Raw genomic sequence first — 15,745 nt, 5'->3', positions numbered from 1 at the left:
CGCACACGACCAGATCGACGCAGTCGAGCAGCGCGTCGCCCTCGACCAGCGGGGCGCGGCGTCGCCCGTACGGGCGACAGCAAGCCGCGCATTCAAGCCGGTGAGCAGCGGAAACGGCAGTCGGGGCCAGTTCGGTCGTGGTCATGCGACCACCGCTGCGAACCCGGCGGCCACGGGCCGATCATCAGCGCTTTCCGCTCGCGAGCGAGAGATTTCCCAACTGTGGCAAGGAAAAGCAGGGCTGGCGGCCGTCCGCATGGACGTCACCGGCCGCCGGGCAGCGAAGGGTTCAGATACACGTGTGGCCGGTACGACACCCTGCGCGAGCAGGCATTTTTCGCGCAGGGGGGTACCGGCCTGGGTCTTGTTTGGTATGGTGACTCCAGGCTCAGGCGAGCCACCAACGGTGGGACAACCCTCCGTAGCAAGAAGGCCCAGCGTTGGTGACAAGCGAATATTCAGTTAGACCAAGAAGCGCCCCGGAGTTGGCGAACTCCTGGGGCGTTTCGCCATTTACGCGGTCAGTGGCAACGCCTCCTGTGTCTGAGCGGTCACCTTGACTCCCTGCTTGCGCAGGTGGCTGGCGAGGAGCTCCCCAACCAGGTCGTTGAAGGTCGTCCCGTGCTGCTCGACGTAGTTCTCCGCCGCAGCCATGAGTTCAACAGACAGCCGCACTGGCTTCTGCTTACGATCGCCCTTCGAAGGCCGCCCGGTCTTCCGGTGCTCCATGTCCCATGTTCTACCGTTCCGGAAATCTGAAACGGGATCGACACGCCGTGATCTCCGAGGGTTTTCGGCCAGCGGCTGCAACCACCCGAGCAGCGGTGCCTACAGGCTGAGCTGACGGCGTTGTCTCTGGTAGGGACGTCGTCATCAGCGGCCGCTGAGTTCGTGGACTCGTTCGGCGGTCGCTCGTCGGCGAGCAGGGAGAACAGCTCGCTGTCGCTCCAGGCCACCTGACCGACTCGCGTTGACAGATGGGTAGTCATCGGTGTCCACCGAGGTCGTGAAGTTGTTCGGTAAACTCGATGACCTGCGGTGAATCCGGTGCGGCCTTGTTGATCGCACCGGTCAGATCGCGGGCGACCATCAGCAAGCTCGGCAGTGACTTGCGGTCAGTTGAGATCGCCTTGATGCCCCACTCGATGGCGCCGTCGATATCACCACGGCGGGCGGTCACCGTGCCGAGGGTGATGCGGGCTTCGGCGTTCCGCATGACCGAACGCTCGCTGCCGTCCCAGTCGACGCCTGCGGCCAGGACTTCGCGCGCGAGTTGTTCAGCGGCGGCATCGTCGCTGCTCAGATGGCGGTATACGTCCATTGCGTAGAAGTCGTACTTCGCTGGGTCGACCACGAAGTGATTGCCGATGTTCGTCGGGTACTCCATGGGTTCGAGAAGGCGGCGGCCGCGGTCCAGTGCCTCCAGGGCGGCCTTCGAGTCGCCCATCCGAGCCAGTGCTTTCGCTTCCTGGGCGGCGAGCTGCACGCTCACCCCGTGGCGACCTGCGACTGCGGCCCCGGCCTGTGCCGCAGTCAACACACCCCGATAGTTCCCGCTGGTCAGGGCCTGCCATGCGGATATTTCGTACGCCCATCCCTGGATGGTGGCGTGGCCAGCTTCACCACCAAGGCTCAGGGCATGTCGCCGGGTGACCTCGGCCGTGCGGGCGTCACCGATGTCGTACTGGACGCACGCGACAAGCAGAGCGAGCCAGCCGGCCTGGACCTGAACTTCCCGGCGCTGTGCGAGCGTCATCGGCTGCTGGATCAGCTGAACCAGGCGGACCAGCCACGCCCGTCCTTCGGTGAGTAGCTGCTCAGTCGGGGTATAGGCGTATTCCGAGCACAACTTCTCGACCGTCAGCATCACGCCGTGCAGCGAGGAGTTGTCCACGCTGGACGCCTGCAACTGCTGCAAGAGCTGCGGTATATCGCCGCTGGGCAGCAAGTCGATCCGGCGCGGCGGCGGGAACAACGCACCGGCCACCGAGCTGAACAGGGTTGCGAGATAGCGCTGGTTGTCCTGCCGGATGCCACCGCCGGCCTCCCATCGCTTCCACGAACGCAGCAACGAATCGTCGTCGGCAAGTTCGACTTTGTGCTGCTCACGAGTGGTACGGCGAAGTTGAGTGACTGCCTCGGACTGCGACCAGCCACGACGTTCGCGCTCCCGCCGGATGCGCTCGCCCCACTCGATCCGTCCCGGCTCGTTGACTTCTGGGTCCATCCCGCCCTCGTGATCCATGTGGTCAGCCTTCGTCAGTCGGGTGCATCTCCGCAGGTGACTAACTGGTGACACAGAAGAGTCACCGATCCTTCACTGCCGCCGGGGGCGGTCACCTCTGACGATTGCTGCATCGCGTTCCTTGACAACTCCATAGTGGTGTTTCTACTGCTCACATGCCTTGCTCACGCGAGCACAGGTGCTAGGTCCGCTACTCGCCAACAGCGCGGGGCATCCCGAACTTGGCCGCGAAGTCCTGGAACCAGATGCTCGGCGGCACGGCGAGTGCGGCGTTCGCCAGCTCTTTCCCGGTCTGGGTCGCCACGGCCCGCAGCATCGAGTCGATCCACGGTTTGAGCTGGGTGTTCCCAGCGGCCTCGTACTCTCGGGCCTGCACGAGACACTCGATCTTGTCTGCATCCCGACTGCACTTGGCCTCCAGAGTCGCGTCGGTGCTCTTGGCCTTCTCGTGCTCGTCGATGAGCGTGGCGATGTGCCTGCCCAGCGGTTCGGGCAGCCCGGCCACCTGGTCGGCGATGACTTCCTGCGGCGCTGCGGTTCGCACGTAGTTCTTGCCGACGCTGGGAACGTCCCCGATTCGAGCTTCCGGGAAGTCGTGGAAGAGCCCGAGCGTTGCGGCACGATCGGGGTTGGCACCCTCCTGAGCAGCGATGACGTAGGCAATGATCCCCACCCGGAAGCTGTGCTCCGCCACGGATTCCGGGTTCGGCACGCCAGCAAGAAGCCACCCCGCGCGTGGTGTCCGCTTCAGATGTCCGGCCTCGTAGAGGAACCCGATCATGCTGTCGGCCTTGTTCACGCCAGTACCTCCGTCGCGTAGATGACCTCGTCGAGTTTGTGTCGTGCCTGCTTGGTGAGTTGCCCGCCGTCGAGTGCGTGGTGTGCCGCAGCGAGCAGCCTTGCGCGGCGCGCCGGATGCGAAGCCAATTGTCGGCGGCACCTCAGGAGCGCCCACAAGGTGTGGGCACACAAGTCGCGGTACGGAGCAGTCACGACGCCGTCCAGGAGGGACTCAAAGAGCCGTTCACCAGACCACGCGAAGCCGTTCCCGTTGATCATCGCGCTGTCTGCGGACCACCGTTCGGGCAGTTCGCCCACCCAATAGGCCCAGTACGACAGGTTGGCGAGCACGCCCTGCTCGCTGGACAGCCCTTCCTGGATGAAGTGCTGGAGTGGCTCCAAGTCGCCTGTCCCAGCGGCTGTCACCGCTGTTGAGCGCACGAGCGCCCACGCTGGGGACCATTCCCGAATATCGCGAGCCTGACGTAGATCGGCCGCCTGCTGCTCAGCGATCAAGGTGGTGGACTTCGGGTCATTTGCCAGAAGGAACTGGACTTGCCGACGCAGCATGGCATGGCGGTCGATGGAGCCTTTCGCCTGCTCAGAGAGTCTGCGCAGAGCATCGAAGGTTACTGCGCGTTCATCGTGGTGAACGTCGAGCCGGGCGCCTGTTGCGGCCAGTTGCCTTGGCGGTCGGCCTGTCAGCGGCCATGTCAGCAGCTCGGTGGAAAGCCGATCTGGCACGACCAACGCCAACGGGTGTGTGTCCAGGTCCGGGTCAACGAGGTCGGAGAGGATCGCATCCACCTCTAGCGCCACGTCCCAGACGCGCAGCAAATCGGAACGCGCTCCGACGGCGAGCAGCGTCCTCCGGAGGTGAGACAGTCGCGCAAAGGGCACATTGAGCAGCGGTTTCCTGCCGCTCTCCCACCCTTGCAGCGTTGTCGGAGCGACCGGCAAGCGTTCGGCGAGACGTTCCTGGGTGAACCCGGCCAGCCGCCGGATCGTGGCCAGCACCGATCCGGCGACACGGCCATACGGATTGGCCTCACCGCCGGTGAGGGCACGTCCTGATTTTAAGGACATAACGCGCTCCTTGCGTCCCTCAATCCTCACTGCCGGTCAGTCCACAATGCGCTGACCTGCACATACGGTCAAATTCACTGCTGTCATCCACCAGGAGGTGCGCTGATGTTGAGTGACACCCAGGTCCAGTCGGCCCTGGACAAGATAGGAGCCTCGACGCAGTTACGCGCCCGGCTGGAGAAGTACTGCCGAGAAGATGGATTCGACCTCGGCGCGGTGGTGGTGGCCGCACTTGAGACCTACTTGGAGACCCCGGTTGCGGTTCCAACCGCCCCACCGGGGTGGACCATCGAGCTGCACAGGTCGAAGGCTTCAGGTCGCCGGGCGTAGCGCTCGTAGCCGCCGAACGACTCATACACGCTGATCAACCCTCCCTGCTGTTGACGGTGCCGATTATTCAAGTGAGACTGCATATACTGCGGAGCCTGCCACCTGATGCTCCGCCTGTCGAGAGGAGACAGGAATGAAGGTCGTGCTCCTGCGCGGATCGTGCGGCAACGCCCGAACGTGTCCGAACATCAACCTCAGCGACCGGGACACCTACGTTGTGCAGGGCTACATCGTGGCCTCTGAGCAGCAGGTTTCCTCGGACGAGGCGGTGGTGGAGGTCCCGTTGTCCCTGCTGCCCGAGCTGTCCGGCGCGACCTTGCAGGACGGCCTGGCCCTCACCAACCACGGGACGCTTCACATCCGAGGTAGGCAGGTCACGGACCCCGCCGTCCTGGGCGAGCTGGACCTTCCCTCCGGAGAGAACGCCGTGGAGATCCCGCGAGCCCTGCTCCCGGAGCTGGTGATGGTCGATGCTTAACGAGCAGGAGCTCGGCGAGTTCATCGACACGCGCTTCACCAGCACGCTGTTCCGGCTGGAGACGCTTGACCGGTATGACGTGAGCAGCGAGATCGACGACTACCGCCGCTACGTTGCCGGCCAACCAGGTCCGCTCAACAAGCAGGCGTGGATGGACATGATCCGCAGCGAGGTCGCGCGGGACCTGCACACCTACCGGGTGCACGTGGTCCGCTCACCATTGACGGACTACCTGCGCTACGAGTTCGAGTGGGGCTACTCGCGCAACGCCGAGGCCGGCGAGCACATCCGCATCATCGACACCGCTGAGCAGCGCAAACCCGACGTGGTGCCAGACCACGACTGGTGGCTGATCGGGGACGAGCACCTGGTGCTGATGCACTACAACCCGGACGGCACGTTCCAGAGCGCGAGCATCGGCGCACCCGAGCTGATCCCCAGGTACGTCGCGGCGCGGAACGCAGCTTGGGCGGCCGGTATCGACTTCACTGACTACTGGCGCCGGCACCCGCAGTACCACCGCGACCGGTCCGCCGCCTGAGAAAGGCGCACATGAAAGAACCCACCAACAAGCTCTCGGCGACCCTGCGGCAGATGCGCAAGGCGGCTGGCCTGTCCGGCGCCGAGGCGGCGCGACGGGCAGGGCTGAGCCAGCCCAAGGTCTCCCGCACGGAGACCGGCGCGTTCATGCCGACACCCGAACAGGTCGAGGCGCTGCTCAGGGCCTACAAGGCCCCGACCGCGGTGCGGCGCGAGCTGGTGCAGATGGCTCGCGAACTGCGCGAGGAGCGGATCTCGGCCCGCGTCGTGCTCGAACGCGGCGGCTGGTGGCTGCAAGAACGCATCGGCCGGATCGAGGAAGTCGCTGGTCGGATCCGCTGCCTCGCGCCCACCGGCGTGCCGGGTCTGCTACAGACCGGGCCGTACACGCGGGCGCTGTTCGGCGAGTCGCTGCCCCCGGATGACCTGGAGCGCACGGTCGAGGCCCGGATGACGCGAGGGCGCCTGCTCGATACGGATCGCGAGTTCGAGTTCGTGATCACCGAGGGGGCGCTGCGGTGGAACATGGGCGGGGCCGAGGTGATGGCCGAGCAGCTCGACGCGCTGGTCGCGGCGTCTCGTCGGGAGAATGTGCTGCTCGGAGTGGTTCCGTGGACGACGCCCGTGACTGTCCCGCTGTTGCACGCCTTCGACCTCTACGACTCGCGCGCCGTCATGTTCGGCACGCAGACCGCGACCGCGCTGATCACCGACCCACGCGAGGTCGAGGACTACGAGAGCCACTGGGCTGAGCTGGAGCCGTTCGTCTCCTTCGGCGACCAGGCCCGCGCGGCCATCGACCGCATCGCGGCCGAGTACCGACTCGTCACCTGACCGGACCAACCTTGCGGTCCGCGCGAGCTTCACTCTTGTTTTATGCACTAGCTACTGCATAATTGAAGTTGTTCGACACCGAAACTCCTGCTCACGGCGGCAACCGGGCGCAGGAGGAGACCACAAAAGATCTACAGCGAACGAAAAATGGCCCCGCCCGGCGGCAACCAGGCGAGGCCCAAGCAGCAGAAGTACCGATCCACAGCGAATGGAGGGCTCTGCGATGTCCAGCCTACCTGGGACGTTCACACACGGCGGGGTTGATCACCCTGTTGTCCGCCACCCGGTCCTGCCTGTCACCGGCGGAATCACCGTTGACCTGGTCGACGAGGTGCCGTCGCTGGCTGAGCAGCGTGCGCGCCGCCGGCGGCTGCGCAGTCTGGCTCCCGACAAGCGCTCGGGTGTGCGAGGTGTGGCATGAGCTGGCGTGATCGCGCGGCCTGCCGCAGCGAAGACCCGGAGCTGTTCTTCCCCGTCGGGGGCAGGGACTCCCTGACCAACCTGGCGCTGGCGATCTGCCAGCCCTGCCCGGTGCTGGGGGAGTGCCGCCGGGAGGCCCTGGAGACACCGATCCAGGACGGCATCTGGGGCGGCATGACCGAGGCCGCCCGCGACGAGCTCCTGCGCACCCGGACGGCGGTGTCGGCATGACGACCACCGAACACGTCGACCCGATCGTTACGCCCATGGACACGGGGAACGGGGTGGCGGCTGCCGACCTCGTCGACTACGACCTCGGCGAGAACGACCTCGGCGGAGCGCTGGTGTTCGCGCTGCTCGCGGGCCTGAGCATCGTCCTGGCGGTGTTCAGCCCGGTGGCCGTGGTGAGCGCCGTGGCCCTGGCGATCGTCGTGATGGCCGGAGCAATCGCGTTTCGGCTGACCCGCCGGGGAGGTGGTTCCCGGTGACCACCACGATCACGGTCGGCGGCACCGGCGCCGGCAAGACCAGCGCCCGACGGGCCTTCGCCGCCTACCTGACCACCGCCACCGCCGACACCGAGATCGGCCGCCGGGTACGGGGCCTGCTCACCGAACTGGATGAGATCGCCGAGGACCGGGCCATGGCCTGCCGATACCTCGATCCTGGCACCTGGCTGGACGACCTGGTTCGCGAGGAGCGGGACGTGTGGGACCACATCGTCGAGGCATTGAGCAGCAAAAACACCATGAAGGAGACGACGTGACGACAGTTGACGAGCGGCCCCGCAACGGGCACTCCGTGGAGATCGGAGTGCCGCTGCGGCCGCTCGACACCGAGCCGGCGCCGCCCGCGACCCCGGCTCCGCGCGAGTCGGAGCGGATTGCGCAGCTTCGGCAGCAGGTCGCCGACCGCGCGGCCGAGCGCGACCTGCTCAACCAGCTCGCCGAGATCCAGTCCGACGAAGTGTTCGAGGCGTTGCCCTCGGAGCAGGAGCGCACGGCCGACCGCAAGGTCGCCGAGCGGATCCGCTCCTGGAAGCGCCAGGAGCTCCTCAAGGCCGGCAAGTCCGAGGTCCTGCGCTCAAGCCGGAATCGGCGCTGGTCGTGGTGGGACGAGCGCGCGGAGCGGGCCCGCGACCGGATCCTCGACCCGGCCAGGGCGATCGGCGCGGACTACCGCAAGCTCGTCGCGTCGTCAGCCGCCGCGTTCGGCCTGGTCGCCGGCGGTGTGGCGTACATGTCGGCCAACGTGCACCACGGCCTGGTCGGCGTCGAGGGCACGTGGACGGCCTACCTGGTCGAACCGCTGGCCTCGGTGCTGCTGGCGATCTCGATGATCGCGCAGTTCACCGGCCGCAAGCGCGGGATCGCGATCCCGCGCAAGTTCTACTGGTTCGACGCCGCGCTCGCGGCCGCGTCGGTGCTGCTCAACGTGGTGCCCTCTGGCATCCGGTTCGGCTGGCGGTCCACCGACCTCGTCGCGCACATCCTCGTTCCGGCCCTGGTGCTCGCCGCCGTCATCGCCTGGCACCTGGCGTCGAGCCTGTACGGCACGGCGATCGCACTGAGCAAGGACGACCCGGTGACCCGAGACCGGTTGCTGGTGCTCCGCAAGGCGCTCGCGGACGGCACGTTGCCGCCGGAGACGTCGGCGTCCGGAGTCATCAAGTACCTGCGCACGGTGTTGCCCACCGGCATCGGCCACACGGAGGGCCGGCGACTGGCCAAGCAGTTCCTGGGCTTCTAGCCCCCTGACGTCGGTGGCCGGGCGGCCCCCTCGACATCCCCTCAACCCGCCCGGCCACCGGCCCCCCGAGACGAGGGATCTTCCCTGGCGGCAACCAGGCCAGAACCCGGCAACAAGAAGACCGATCCACAGCGACTGGACTGGAGGTGCGCGCGATGAGTTGGCTGTTGTGCCTGTTCGCGTTCGGGATGTTGTTCCTACTCAAGAAGAAGTGGCGCAAGTGGCGCAAGTGGTGGGTCGTGGCGACCTTCGCCGCGCTCGGCGCGTGCGCTTTCGCCAACACTGACCTCGGCGGGTGGGTAGCGGGCCTGCTGCGCACGGTGCTGGGTGTGCCAGCCGGCTGGATCCACACCAACGCGGCCCTGCTCGCGGCCCTCGCGGTGCTGATCTGCATTCCGCTGGTCGTCTACGGGTTCGTGCACGACCGCAAGGCCGACCGGGCTGAGCTGGTCGGCCTGATCGTGTTGCCGCTGCTGTTCATCATCGCTTCCGGCCCGGTGGCTGATCACGGTGGCCGTCTGGCCGACGCCTTCAGCAGCTTCGGTCGCGATGGCCTGAGCTACCTGGTGCAGGGCAAGGGCTGATGCCAGGGCATCGCGCCACCCGGCCCGAGCGGGTCGCCGCCTGGCGCGACCGCTACTGGCAGCGACTGCGACGGGTCAAGACCGACGTCGAGCAGCTCAGCGTGGCCCTCGATCACCTGCGGCTCGCGCTCACCAAGTGCGCCACGCCCGAGCAGCGCCAGGCGATCGTCGCCACCGCCGTGGCTGATCTCGTCGCCCCGGCCGAGGAACTGCTTGCCCGCTACGAATCCCGAGGACGGACGTCATGAGCACACCGACCGTGAAGCCGGCCAGCGAGAACACCACGACCAGCCCGCAGGACAAGCCCGTGATCGGCGCCGAGACCGCCCCCGTCTCGCTGGGCGAGCACACCCGGACCTGGGCGCACGGGATGCGCCGGCACTGGACGCCACCGGACCTCTGGGAGCACGGCCGGCCCGCCCTGAAGGACACCTGGCTGTGGGCGCGGTACGGCCAGCATCTGCCCGACGACGAGCAGGTGCGCCTGGGTTCCCGTGTGACGGCCGGTATCCGGCTGCCGTTCCGCGCGCTGTTGCTGTACCTGGACTGGGTTTTCGAGCGCGACTCGCGGCTGGTGGCCGCGCTGGTGCTGGTGTTCGTCGTCGTCCAGGCCATCCACCCGATCTTCTGACCAGAAAGCGGGGTGAGATCCCATGTTCCTGCTGTGCTTGTTCCTCGCCTACGTGGTTGTTCGGCTGTATGAGGACACGACCGCCACCGTGCGCGGTCACGAGCCGCCGCGGCACGAGTTCCGCAAGAAGAAGTTGGCGGCGCGGGCCGCCGGTGGCGGGACGCCGGCGAAGTCGTCGCTGGGTCGCTACGCGACCGGTCTGTTTGACGACGCTTGGGATTCCGCGCACCACCGGCGGGGGCTCATGGCCGAGCACCGCAAGCAGGCGCGGGAGCGCAGGGCCGCCGCCAAGATCGAGCGTAAGCGCGCGAAGTGGCACCGCGAGGACGAGGCGAAGACCGGTGGCGGGACCGAGCCGGCGGCCACGGACCCTGCGGGTTTCGACGCGAAGGCGCCCGAGGCCGCCGACCTGAGCGGCTCGGCGTCGGGTGGGGCGACGCCAGCATCTGCCGCTCCTGCTTCTACGCCTGTTCCCACGACCACGCCGGCACCGACACCCGGTTCCGCGTCTGTCCCCGCACCGACTCCGGTCCCGCCGGTGGCGGCGCGGGGCGGTGCCGGGTTCGGCGCGACCGCGCCCACGGCAGCCGATCTCAGCGGGGTGCCGCCCCGCGAGGTGCTGCACGGTGGGGCGACCCAGCCGGTGGGCGAGGCGACGCGCTCCCTGGCGGCGGGCCTGACGGCGCGGGCTGCCGAGTATGCGGCCGGCACCGACCTCGCCGCGAAGGCCAGCGAGGCGCTGTACCCGCTCACCGCTGCCCAGCAGGGCACGGTCGACGCGGTGCGCGGCGCGGTCCGCACCGGGGCGCTCACCCAGATCCCTGGCTCGGAGTGGATGGCGTTGCCGCTGGCCGCCCGCGCGGACCTGCTCGACGCCCTGCGCACCACGCCTGGCGTGCGCGCGACGGTTGTGCCCGGTTGTGAGGACGTCGAGGCGTTGGCGCTGCTCAACCAGCGGCACGGCGGCTCGATCGACCCTGCCGACATCTACTGCGCCCCGCCCGACGCGTCGCCGGCGGTGCAGGAGGTCGTCGCGGCTGACCTGCGGCGTATCGCCGAGGCCGAGGCCGAAGCCGCCGCCAAGGCCGACCCGGCCGACAAGACCGACGGTGCTTCCCCAGAGCCCGTCGTCGAGGACGCGACCAGCACGAAGGAGGACAGCGCCGAGGACAACGCGGCCGCACTGCCCGACAACGTCATCCCGTTCAAGCAGCGCAACCACACCACGACCACGCGAATGGAGTTTCCCGTGACGAGCACGGAGATCACCGGCCTGGAGTCCGCCATCAGCTACGCCGGCCAGCTCGCGGCGTACTGCACCCACACGACCGATCAGATCAGCGCGATGGTGCCCACCGGTGACGAGGCGGCCGCCTCCTGCGAGCAGGCCCAGGCCGACCTGTCCACTGGCGGCGTCACCGGCCAGGCCCTGACCGACGTGGCCAGCGTGCAGGAGCAGATGACTGGCGCCATCCGCGACCTGCACGCCGCCCTGACCCAGCTCGAAGCCTGCGGCGCGGCCGCTTCCTCGCTGGAAGCCGAGCTGGAGAGCCACCGCGGCGTGCAGGAGGCGTACAACGCCACCCCTGACGCCGGCAGCAAGGAATTCGTCACCGCCGACTAGGTGTCGTCTTCGGTCCCGCACACCCGCGAGGAAGGGGCGGGTGTGCGGGCGCCGTGGCCGACACCGGTCCGACCAGGAAGGACACGTTCGATGACCACCCAACTGGAGACCGAGCGCCCCGCCCCGGAGGCCGTGGACGTGCTGCCCGACGAGCTGGCCGCCGACCACACCGCCACCGCCGACGAGCAGGCCGACCAGTCGAGTCGGTCGAATCGGCGTGCACGGGCCAAGGTGGAACGGCACCTGCTCAAGGACGTCGAGCAGCGCAACCGCAAGCAGCTCCTGCCGCACTACATCACCGCGGGCCTGGTCGGGTTGGCCGAGGCGATCCACGCGCTGTCGACTCAGGCCCAGGCCGCCGGCGTCGCCGCGCTGCTGACCGGCCTGGCCTGCACGGCCACCGGCACGGCCGGCTACCGGATGCTGCGCCGGCGGGAGAAGCTCCTCCAGAGCTGGGCGCTATGGTCGACGCTGCTGGCCACCGCGACCTCGGTGTGGATGGTCGTCGCCGTCCTGACCGGCGTCACCTGGGGTTCGCTGGCACTGGCGCTGGCGGCCGACTATGCCTTCGGTGCCCGCTGGTGGGCACGACACCGTCACCCGGCACCGGTCGCGCCGACGGTCCCGGCCCACGGCGAGCCCGCGGCCGCGCCGGTCGAGGTGGACGAGTCGCAGATCGCCATCTACCCGCGCCGCTGGGCCGACTACGTCGGCGGCAAGGGCTGCTTGCTGGACGGCTCCCACCTGACCGGGGGCACGCCGTTCGAGCACGGCATCGAGTACGCGCTGCGCCTGCACCGGGGCAAACACGACCTGGACATGGTGCTGTCCAACCTGTCCAAGATCGCCACCGGGTTGGGGCACCCCGCCTCGCAACTGATCGCCGAGGAGTTCACGGGCAGCGACGACCCGGCACTGGCGCGTCTGCGGGTCGTGCTCGCCTCGCCGGTGAAACAGGACGTGTTCTTCCGCGAGCCCCAGTTCGCCGACGGCTCCATCGTGCTCGGCCCGTACGCCGACGGCGTGGGCTCCGCCCTGTGGCGCCTCTACACCGAGGACTCGATGTGGGGCGGCATGGTCATCGGCGGCACCGGGTCGGGCAAGTCCCGGCTGCTGGAGGTGATCGGGCTCGTCGCGATGTTCACCGGCCTGACCTACGTCATCCACGTGGACGGCCAGGACGGCGCGAGCTGCCCGCAACTGTGGAAGCACGCCCACGAGCACTACGGCTCCGACGAGGTGGGCGACGTGCTCACGCGGCTGACCGCGATGCAGCACCACCGGCAACGCAACCGGCCCGCCGGCGACCCCGGCTTCACCCCGTCCCCGGACTACCCCGGCATCCTCGTCATCGTCGACGAGGCCCACGTGGTGATCACCAAAGAGACCGTCATGCGGTGGGCGGCGCTGGCGCGCGAGGCGCGCAAGGTCGGCCTCGCGATCGTCATGGGCGACCAGGACGGCAGCCTGGAGACGTTCATCAAGTCGGTGCTGCGCGGGAGCTTGCGCGCGGGAAACGCGGTGGGCCTGAAGACCGACGAGCGCGCCCAGGGCCAGATCATGTCCAACGGCAAGTTCAACCTGCACGACCTGCCCGCCATCCCTGGCTTCGGGCACACCCTCGGAGAGGCGAGCAGGCACGCGCCGTTCAAGGGCAAGTTCCTGCCCTCGCGCAAGAACGCCAAGAACCGGGAGGCCGAGGGCAAGCCGCTGCCCAAGGACCTGCTGCTGGTCGAGGACTGGTACGAGCGCGCCCGCCACGCCCGGGTGTCTCGGCTCGACACGGGCACGGCCCTGGCCGGCGACCACGCCCGCCGTCCCGCTGCCGCTGGGCACGACGGCGGCCAGCAGGACGCCGAACCGCACCACGCTGCCCAGCCTGCCCAGGCCGGGCTACCGAAGGTGCCGCAGCCGACGCGAATGGGGTTGCCGTCCGTGCGCCGTGTGGCCAAGACCTCCGTGGCCACGGAGGCACCAGCGCTGAGCGGGTCGCAGCAGAAGGTGCTGCGGGCCGTACGCGCCGGCTTCGCCCAGCCCGGCGCGATCTCCGGGAAGGTCGGCCTGACCCGTCAGCAGGTCGGCACGCTACTCAGCTCGCTTCTGGAGGAGGGGCTGGTCACCAAGAGCGGCGCCGGTCCGGCTGTCCGTTACGAGCTGACGGCCTGAGGTAGGGCCGCCTGAGCAACGCACACGCCACTACCTCCAACGCCTACGCCTTTCTGGAAGGACTTCGGCCGTGCTCACCGACCTGGCTGTCACCCCCGACAACACCAACCGCGTGCTGAACGAGCTGAACGCCCTCCTGCGGGAACGCGAACTTCGGCTGGCTGTCGAGCACTTGACCCGGTGGCCTGATGCCGCCACCGAGCTTGCCATCGCCACCCCTGCCGGGGTGTTCACCGACCGGGGTGGCGCGGCGAACTGGTCCTACGCCCTGAAGATCGGCCGCAAGCTCGGCCTCCGCGCAGTGGTGCCTCACCCGATCACGCTCGCCGACGTCCACGGCGACCACCAACTGCGCGACCTGCTCCAGGCGGGGCGTGGATGACGCCCTGAGAACGCAACTCCTGCGCCCCGCCTGGCACCACCAACCCCACGCATCCAACGAGGAAGGAACGACCAGATGACCAAGCTGGGAAACGGCCGAATCGTCAGCGACAGCGGCACCTACTACGCCTGGACCGGCACTGTCCGCCGTCGACGGAAGTGGCTGCCGTGGTCCTGGCGGACCGAACGTGTCTGGCTCACCAACTGGACCAGCACGTGCTTCTACACCCACAGGGAGGCGGTGGCGCTGGTGCGCTACGCCGAGGCACTGGAAGAGACCGGTCCGCTCACCACCCTCACCGACGACCAGCTCGATGCCCTCGCCGACTACTGGTCCGAGGTACTGGACGTATGCGTGGAGGCCATCCACGAAGAACTTCGGCAAGGTCACGTCATCGACCTGACCGCCGTGAACGCCGCGTAGTCAGGCGATGTTGCAGTACACGTCGTCGACCAGGTTGACGATCTTCGAGGCGTCGATGTCCGACCAGCCCTGGCGGTTGCGTCCCTCGGTGACCATCAACAACACGCGACGCCGCAGCTCGCGGTCGGCTGGCCCGTCGGCGCCCTTGAGCCACTCCAGGAAGTACCGCACGAACGGCTTGATCGTGTCCTTGTTGTTCGGCGGCCCGGTGACCTGAACTGCGGCCTCGGCGGCGACGAACCGGTCGATCACCAGCGTGCGCAGGCCGCCCAGCCGCGCAGCGTGGGAGAACTCCTCCTCGTCGCTCACGCAGGTCACGATACCGCCCCGCTCTGACGGCCCTCGGCAGAAACCCTGCCGTGAACTGCACGAAGACCCGGCTGGTACGCGCATGACGCCCTGAGAAAGCACTCCCGCGCCCAGCCGGTCCGAATTCCCAACCCAGGAAGGAAGACTCCATGCCCCACACAAACACGAACCGGGCCGGCCCAGCAGCCGCCGGCGAGCTGGCCGCCGAGGACCGGGCGCTCACCGCGCGGGAGGCGACGCCACGATGATGGGCCGCACACACGCCCTGACCGGGGTGCTCGCCGGGCTGCTGGTGGGACGGCTGATCGGGCTGGACACCCTGCCGGAACTGGGTCCGTTCACCGCGACCGTAGCCGGCTACGCCCTGGTCCCCGACCTGGACCACCCGTCGTCGGCGGCCACCCGGATGCTCGGCCCGGTCACCGGGCTGCTCTCCCGCGCGCTGCGGGCCGCCTCAGCGTGGCTGTACCAGCACACCAAGGGCCCGAAGGACGAGCCGGGCGGCACGCACCGGCACCTGACCCACACGTTCGTGTTCGCCACCGTCCTGGGCGGGATCTGCGCGGTGTCCACCGCCTGCTGGGGGCCGTGGGCGGTAGTGGGGTGGCTCGCGTTCGGGCTGCTGCTGGCGGTCGACCGGCTCGGCACGCTCACGCTGGTCGCCTTCGGAGTCGGCGCAGCGGCCTGGCTGCCCGCCACCCTCAACAGCCCCCAGCCGGCCGGAGACGCCCTGCTCTGCGCGCTCGACCAGTCCACCGGCTGGCTCGGTCTGGCAGTGGCGGCCGGCTGCGCCGCGCACTGCCTGGGCGACGCGCTCACCGAGTCCGGATGCCCATTCCTGTGGCCGTTCCTGCGGCTGCGGGGCGAGACCTGGTACGAGATCCGGCCACCGCGCTGGCTGCGGTTCCACACCGGCAAGCGCATCGAACAGTGGCTGGTCTTCCCAGCGGTCGCCCTGGGCTGTGCCGCCGCAGTGCCCGGCCTGATGCCGCAGGCGGTCAGCCTGTTCACCGAGATCGCCCAGGCCGGCGGGGGAGGGCTGCGATGACCCACCACCTCGACATCCTCGCCACCCCGCCGGTGGACGGGTTCAGCACGCGGGAACGCGAGTGCCTGGCCCACGAGCTGTCTGTGGTGGCGAGCGCCGCCCGCGACCGCGCCGGC

Annotated in this window: 20 protein-coding genes; 15 read left to right on the top strand and 5 right to left on the bottom strand. The window is 68.6% G+C overall.

What is annotated here, in order from left to right; genetic code table 11:
• Positions 1–513: 513 nt before the first annotated feature.
• From F0L68_RS42935 to F0L68_RS39785, 4 genes are all read right to left on the bottom strand, one after another.
• The gene (locus F0L68_RS42935; protein WP_188317087.1) at positions 514–675 is read right to left on the bottom strand and encodes a hypothetical protein; all 162 of its coding nucleotides are present in this window, start codon (positions 673–675) and stop codon (positions 514–516) included.
• A 310-nt stretch (positions 676–985) separates the two neighbouring features.
• Positions 986–2,245: an NsdA family TPR-like regulatory protein gene (locus tag F0L68_RS39795; RefSeq protein ID WP_223199564.1), complete on the bottom strand. Its 1,260-nt coding sequence runs from the start codon at positions 2,243–2,245 to the stop codon at positions 986–988.
• 190 nt (positions 2,246–2,435) lie between these two features.
• A complete protein-coding gene (locus F0L68_RS39790) occupies positions 2,436–3,044 on the bottom strand; it encodes an HD domain-containing protein (RefSeq protein ID WP_223199563.1) in 609 nt (202 codons plus the stop codon).
• Positions 3,041–4,111 (bottom strand): helix-turn-helix domain-containing protein, encoded by a 1,071-nt coding sequence (locus F0L68_RS39785; RefSeq protein WP_223199562.1) that lies wholly within the window; start codon positions 4,109–4,111, stop codon positions 3,041–3,043. Before F0L68_RS39785 ends, F0L68_RS39790 begins: the two co-directional genes overlap by 4 nt.
• Positions 4,112–4,574: 463 nt before the next feature.
• On the opposite strand from F0L68_RS39785, the gene F0L68_RS39780 reads away from it, so the two are divergent.
• The 14 genes from F0L68_RS39780 to F0L68_RS39715 all read left to right on the top strand — a co-directional run bounded on the left by F0L68_RS39780 (position 4,575) and on the right by F0L68_RS39715 (position 14,272).
• A complete protein-coding gene (locus F0L68_RS39780; protein WP_149855099.1) occupies positions 4,575–4,919 on the top strand; it encodes a hypothetical protein in 345 nt (114 codons plus the stop codon).
• A complete protein-coding gene (locus tag F0L68_RS39775; protein ID WP_149855098.1) occupies positions 4,912–5,460 on the top strand; it encodes a DUF6879 family protein in 549 nt (182 codons plus the stop codon). The genes F0L68_RS39780 and F0L68_RS39775 overlap by 8 nt, the downstream gene beginning before the upstream one ends.
• Before the next feature lie 11 nt (positions 5,461–5,471).
• Positions 5,472–6,293: a helix-turn-helix domain-containing protein gene (locus F0L68_RS39770; RefSeq protein ID WP_149855097.1), complete on the top strand. Its 822-nt coding sequence runs from the start codon at positions 5,472–5,474 to the stop codon at positions 6,291–6,293.
• A 417-nt stretch (positions 6,294–6,710) separates the two neighbouring features.
• Positions 6,711–6,944 carry a WhiB family transcriptional regulator gene (locus F0L68_RS39765; protein ID WP_149855096.1) on the top strand — a complete coding sequence of 78 codons (234 nt, stop codon included), beginning with the start codon at positions 6,711–6,713 and terminating at the stop codon, positions 6,942–6,944.
• Complete coding sequence (locus F0L68_RS39760; RefSeq protein WP_149855095.1) at positions 6,941–7,201, top strand: hypothetical protein; 261 nt, start codon at positions 6,941–6,943, stop codon at positions 7,199–7,201. The genes F0L68_RS39765 and F0L68_RS39760 overlap by 4 nt, the downstream gene beginning before the upstream one ends.
• Positions 7,198–7,479 carry a hypothetical protein gene (locus F0L68_RS39755; RefSeq protein ID WP_149855094.1) on the top strand — a complete coding sequence of 94 codons (282 nt, stop codon included), beginning with the start codon at positions 7,198–7,200 and terminating at the stop codon, positions 7,477–7,479. Before F0L68_RS39760 ends, F0L68_RS39755 begins: the two co-directional genes overlap by 4 nt.
• A complete protein-coding gene (locus F0L68_RS39750) occupies positions 7,476–8,462 on the top strand; it encodes a hypothetical protein (RefSeq protein WP_149855093.1) in 987 nt (328 codons plus the stop codon). Before F0L68_RS39755 ends, F0L68_RS39750 begins: the two co-directional genes overlap by 4 nt.
• Before the next feature lie 155 nt (positions 8,463–8,617).
• Positions 8,618–9,046: a hypothetical protein gene (locus F0L68_RS39745; protein WP_149855092.1), complete on the top strand. Its 429-nt coding sequence runs from the start codon at positions 8,618–8,620 to the stop codon at positions 9,044–9,046.
• Entirely contained in the window at positions 9,046–9,294 is a 249-nt protein-coding gene (locus F0L68_RS39740; protein ID WP_149855091.1) for a hypothetical protein, read from the top strand. The genes F0L68_RS39745 and F0L68_RS39740 overlap by 1 nt, the downstream gene beginning before the upstream one ends.
• Positions 9,291–9,677 (top strand): hypothetical protein, encoded by a 387-nt coding sequence (locus tag F0L68_RS39735; protein WP_149855090.1) that lies wholly within the window; start codon positions 9,291–9,293, stop codon positions 9,675–9,677. The genes F0L68_RS39740 and F0L68_RS39735 overlap by 4 nt, the downstream gene beginning before the upstream one ends.
• 22 nt (positions 9,678–9,699) lie before the next feature.
• Positions 9,700–11,301, top strand: coding sequence for a hypothetical protein (locus F0L68_RS44690; RefSeq protein WP_276313925.1), 1,602 nt, complete (start codon positions 9,700–9,702; stop codon positions 11,299–11,301).
• A 90-nt stretch (positions 11,302–11,391) separates the two neighbouring features.
• Positions 11,392–13,467 carry a hypothetical protein gene (locus F0L68_RS39725; protein WP_149855089.1) on the top strand — a complete coding sequence of 692 codons (2,076 nt, stop codon included), beginning with the start codon at positions 11,392–11,394 and terminating at the stop codon, positions 13,465–13,467.
• A 70-nt stretch (positions 13,468–13,537) separates the two neighbouring features.
• Complete coding sequence (locus F0L68_RS39720) at positions 13,538–13,849, top strand: hypothetical protein (RefSeq protein ID WP_149855088.1); 312 nt, start codon at positions 13,538–13,540, stop codon at positions 13,847–13,849.
• Between the two features lie 75 nt (positions 13,850–13,924).
• A complete protein-coding gene (locus F0L68_RS39715) occupies positions 13,925–14,272 on the top strand; it encodes a carboxymuconolactone decarboxylase family protein (RefSeq protein ID WP_149855087.1) in 348 nt (115 codons plus the stop codon).
• Here the strand turns inward: F0L68_RS39715 and F0L68_RS39710 are convergent, their stop codons facing one another.
• Positions 14,273–14,581, bottom strand: a complete 309-nt coding sequence (locus F0L68_RS39710) for a hypothetical protein (protein WP_149855086.1) — start codon at positions 14,579–14,581, stop codon at positions 14,273–14,275.
• A gap of 244 nt (positions 14,582–14,825) precedes the next feature.
• Here F0L68_RS39710 and F0L68_RS39705 point away from each other — a divergent pair, with 244 nt between their 5' ends.
• On the top strand, positions 14,826–15,629 hold the full coding sequence (locus F0L68_RS39705; protein ID WP_223199561.1) for a metal-dependent hydrolase: 804 nt from the start codon (positions 14,826–14,828) through the stop codon (positions 15,627–15,629).
• Positions 15,630–15,745 lie beyond the last annotated feature (116 nt).

Source organism: Solihabitans fulvus (assembly GCF_008386585.1).
Lineage (GTDB): Bacteria > Actinomycetota > Actinomycetes > Mycobacteriales > Pseudonocardiaceae > Solihabitans > Solihabitans fulvus.
The sequence above is the reverse complement of the archived record's forward strand: the minus strand, read 5'-3'. Positions and strand labels throughout refer to the sequence as shown.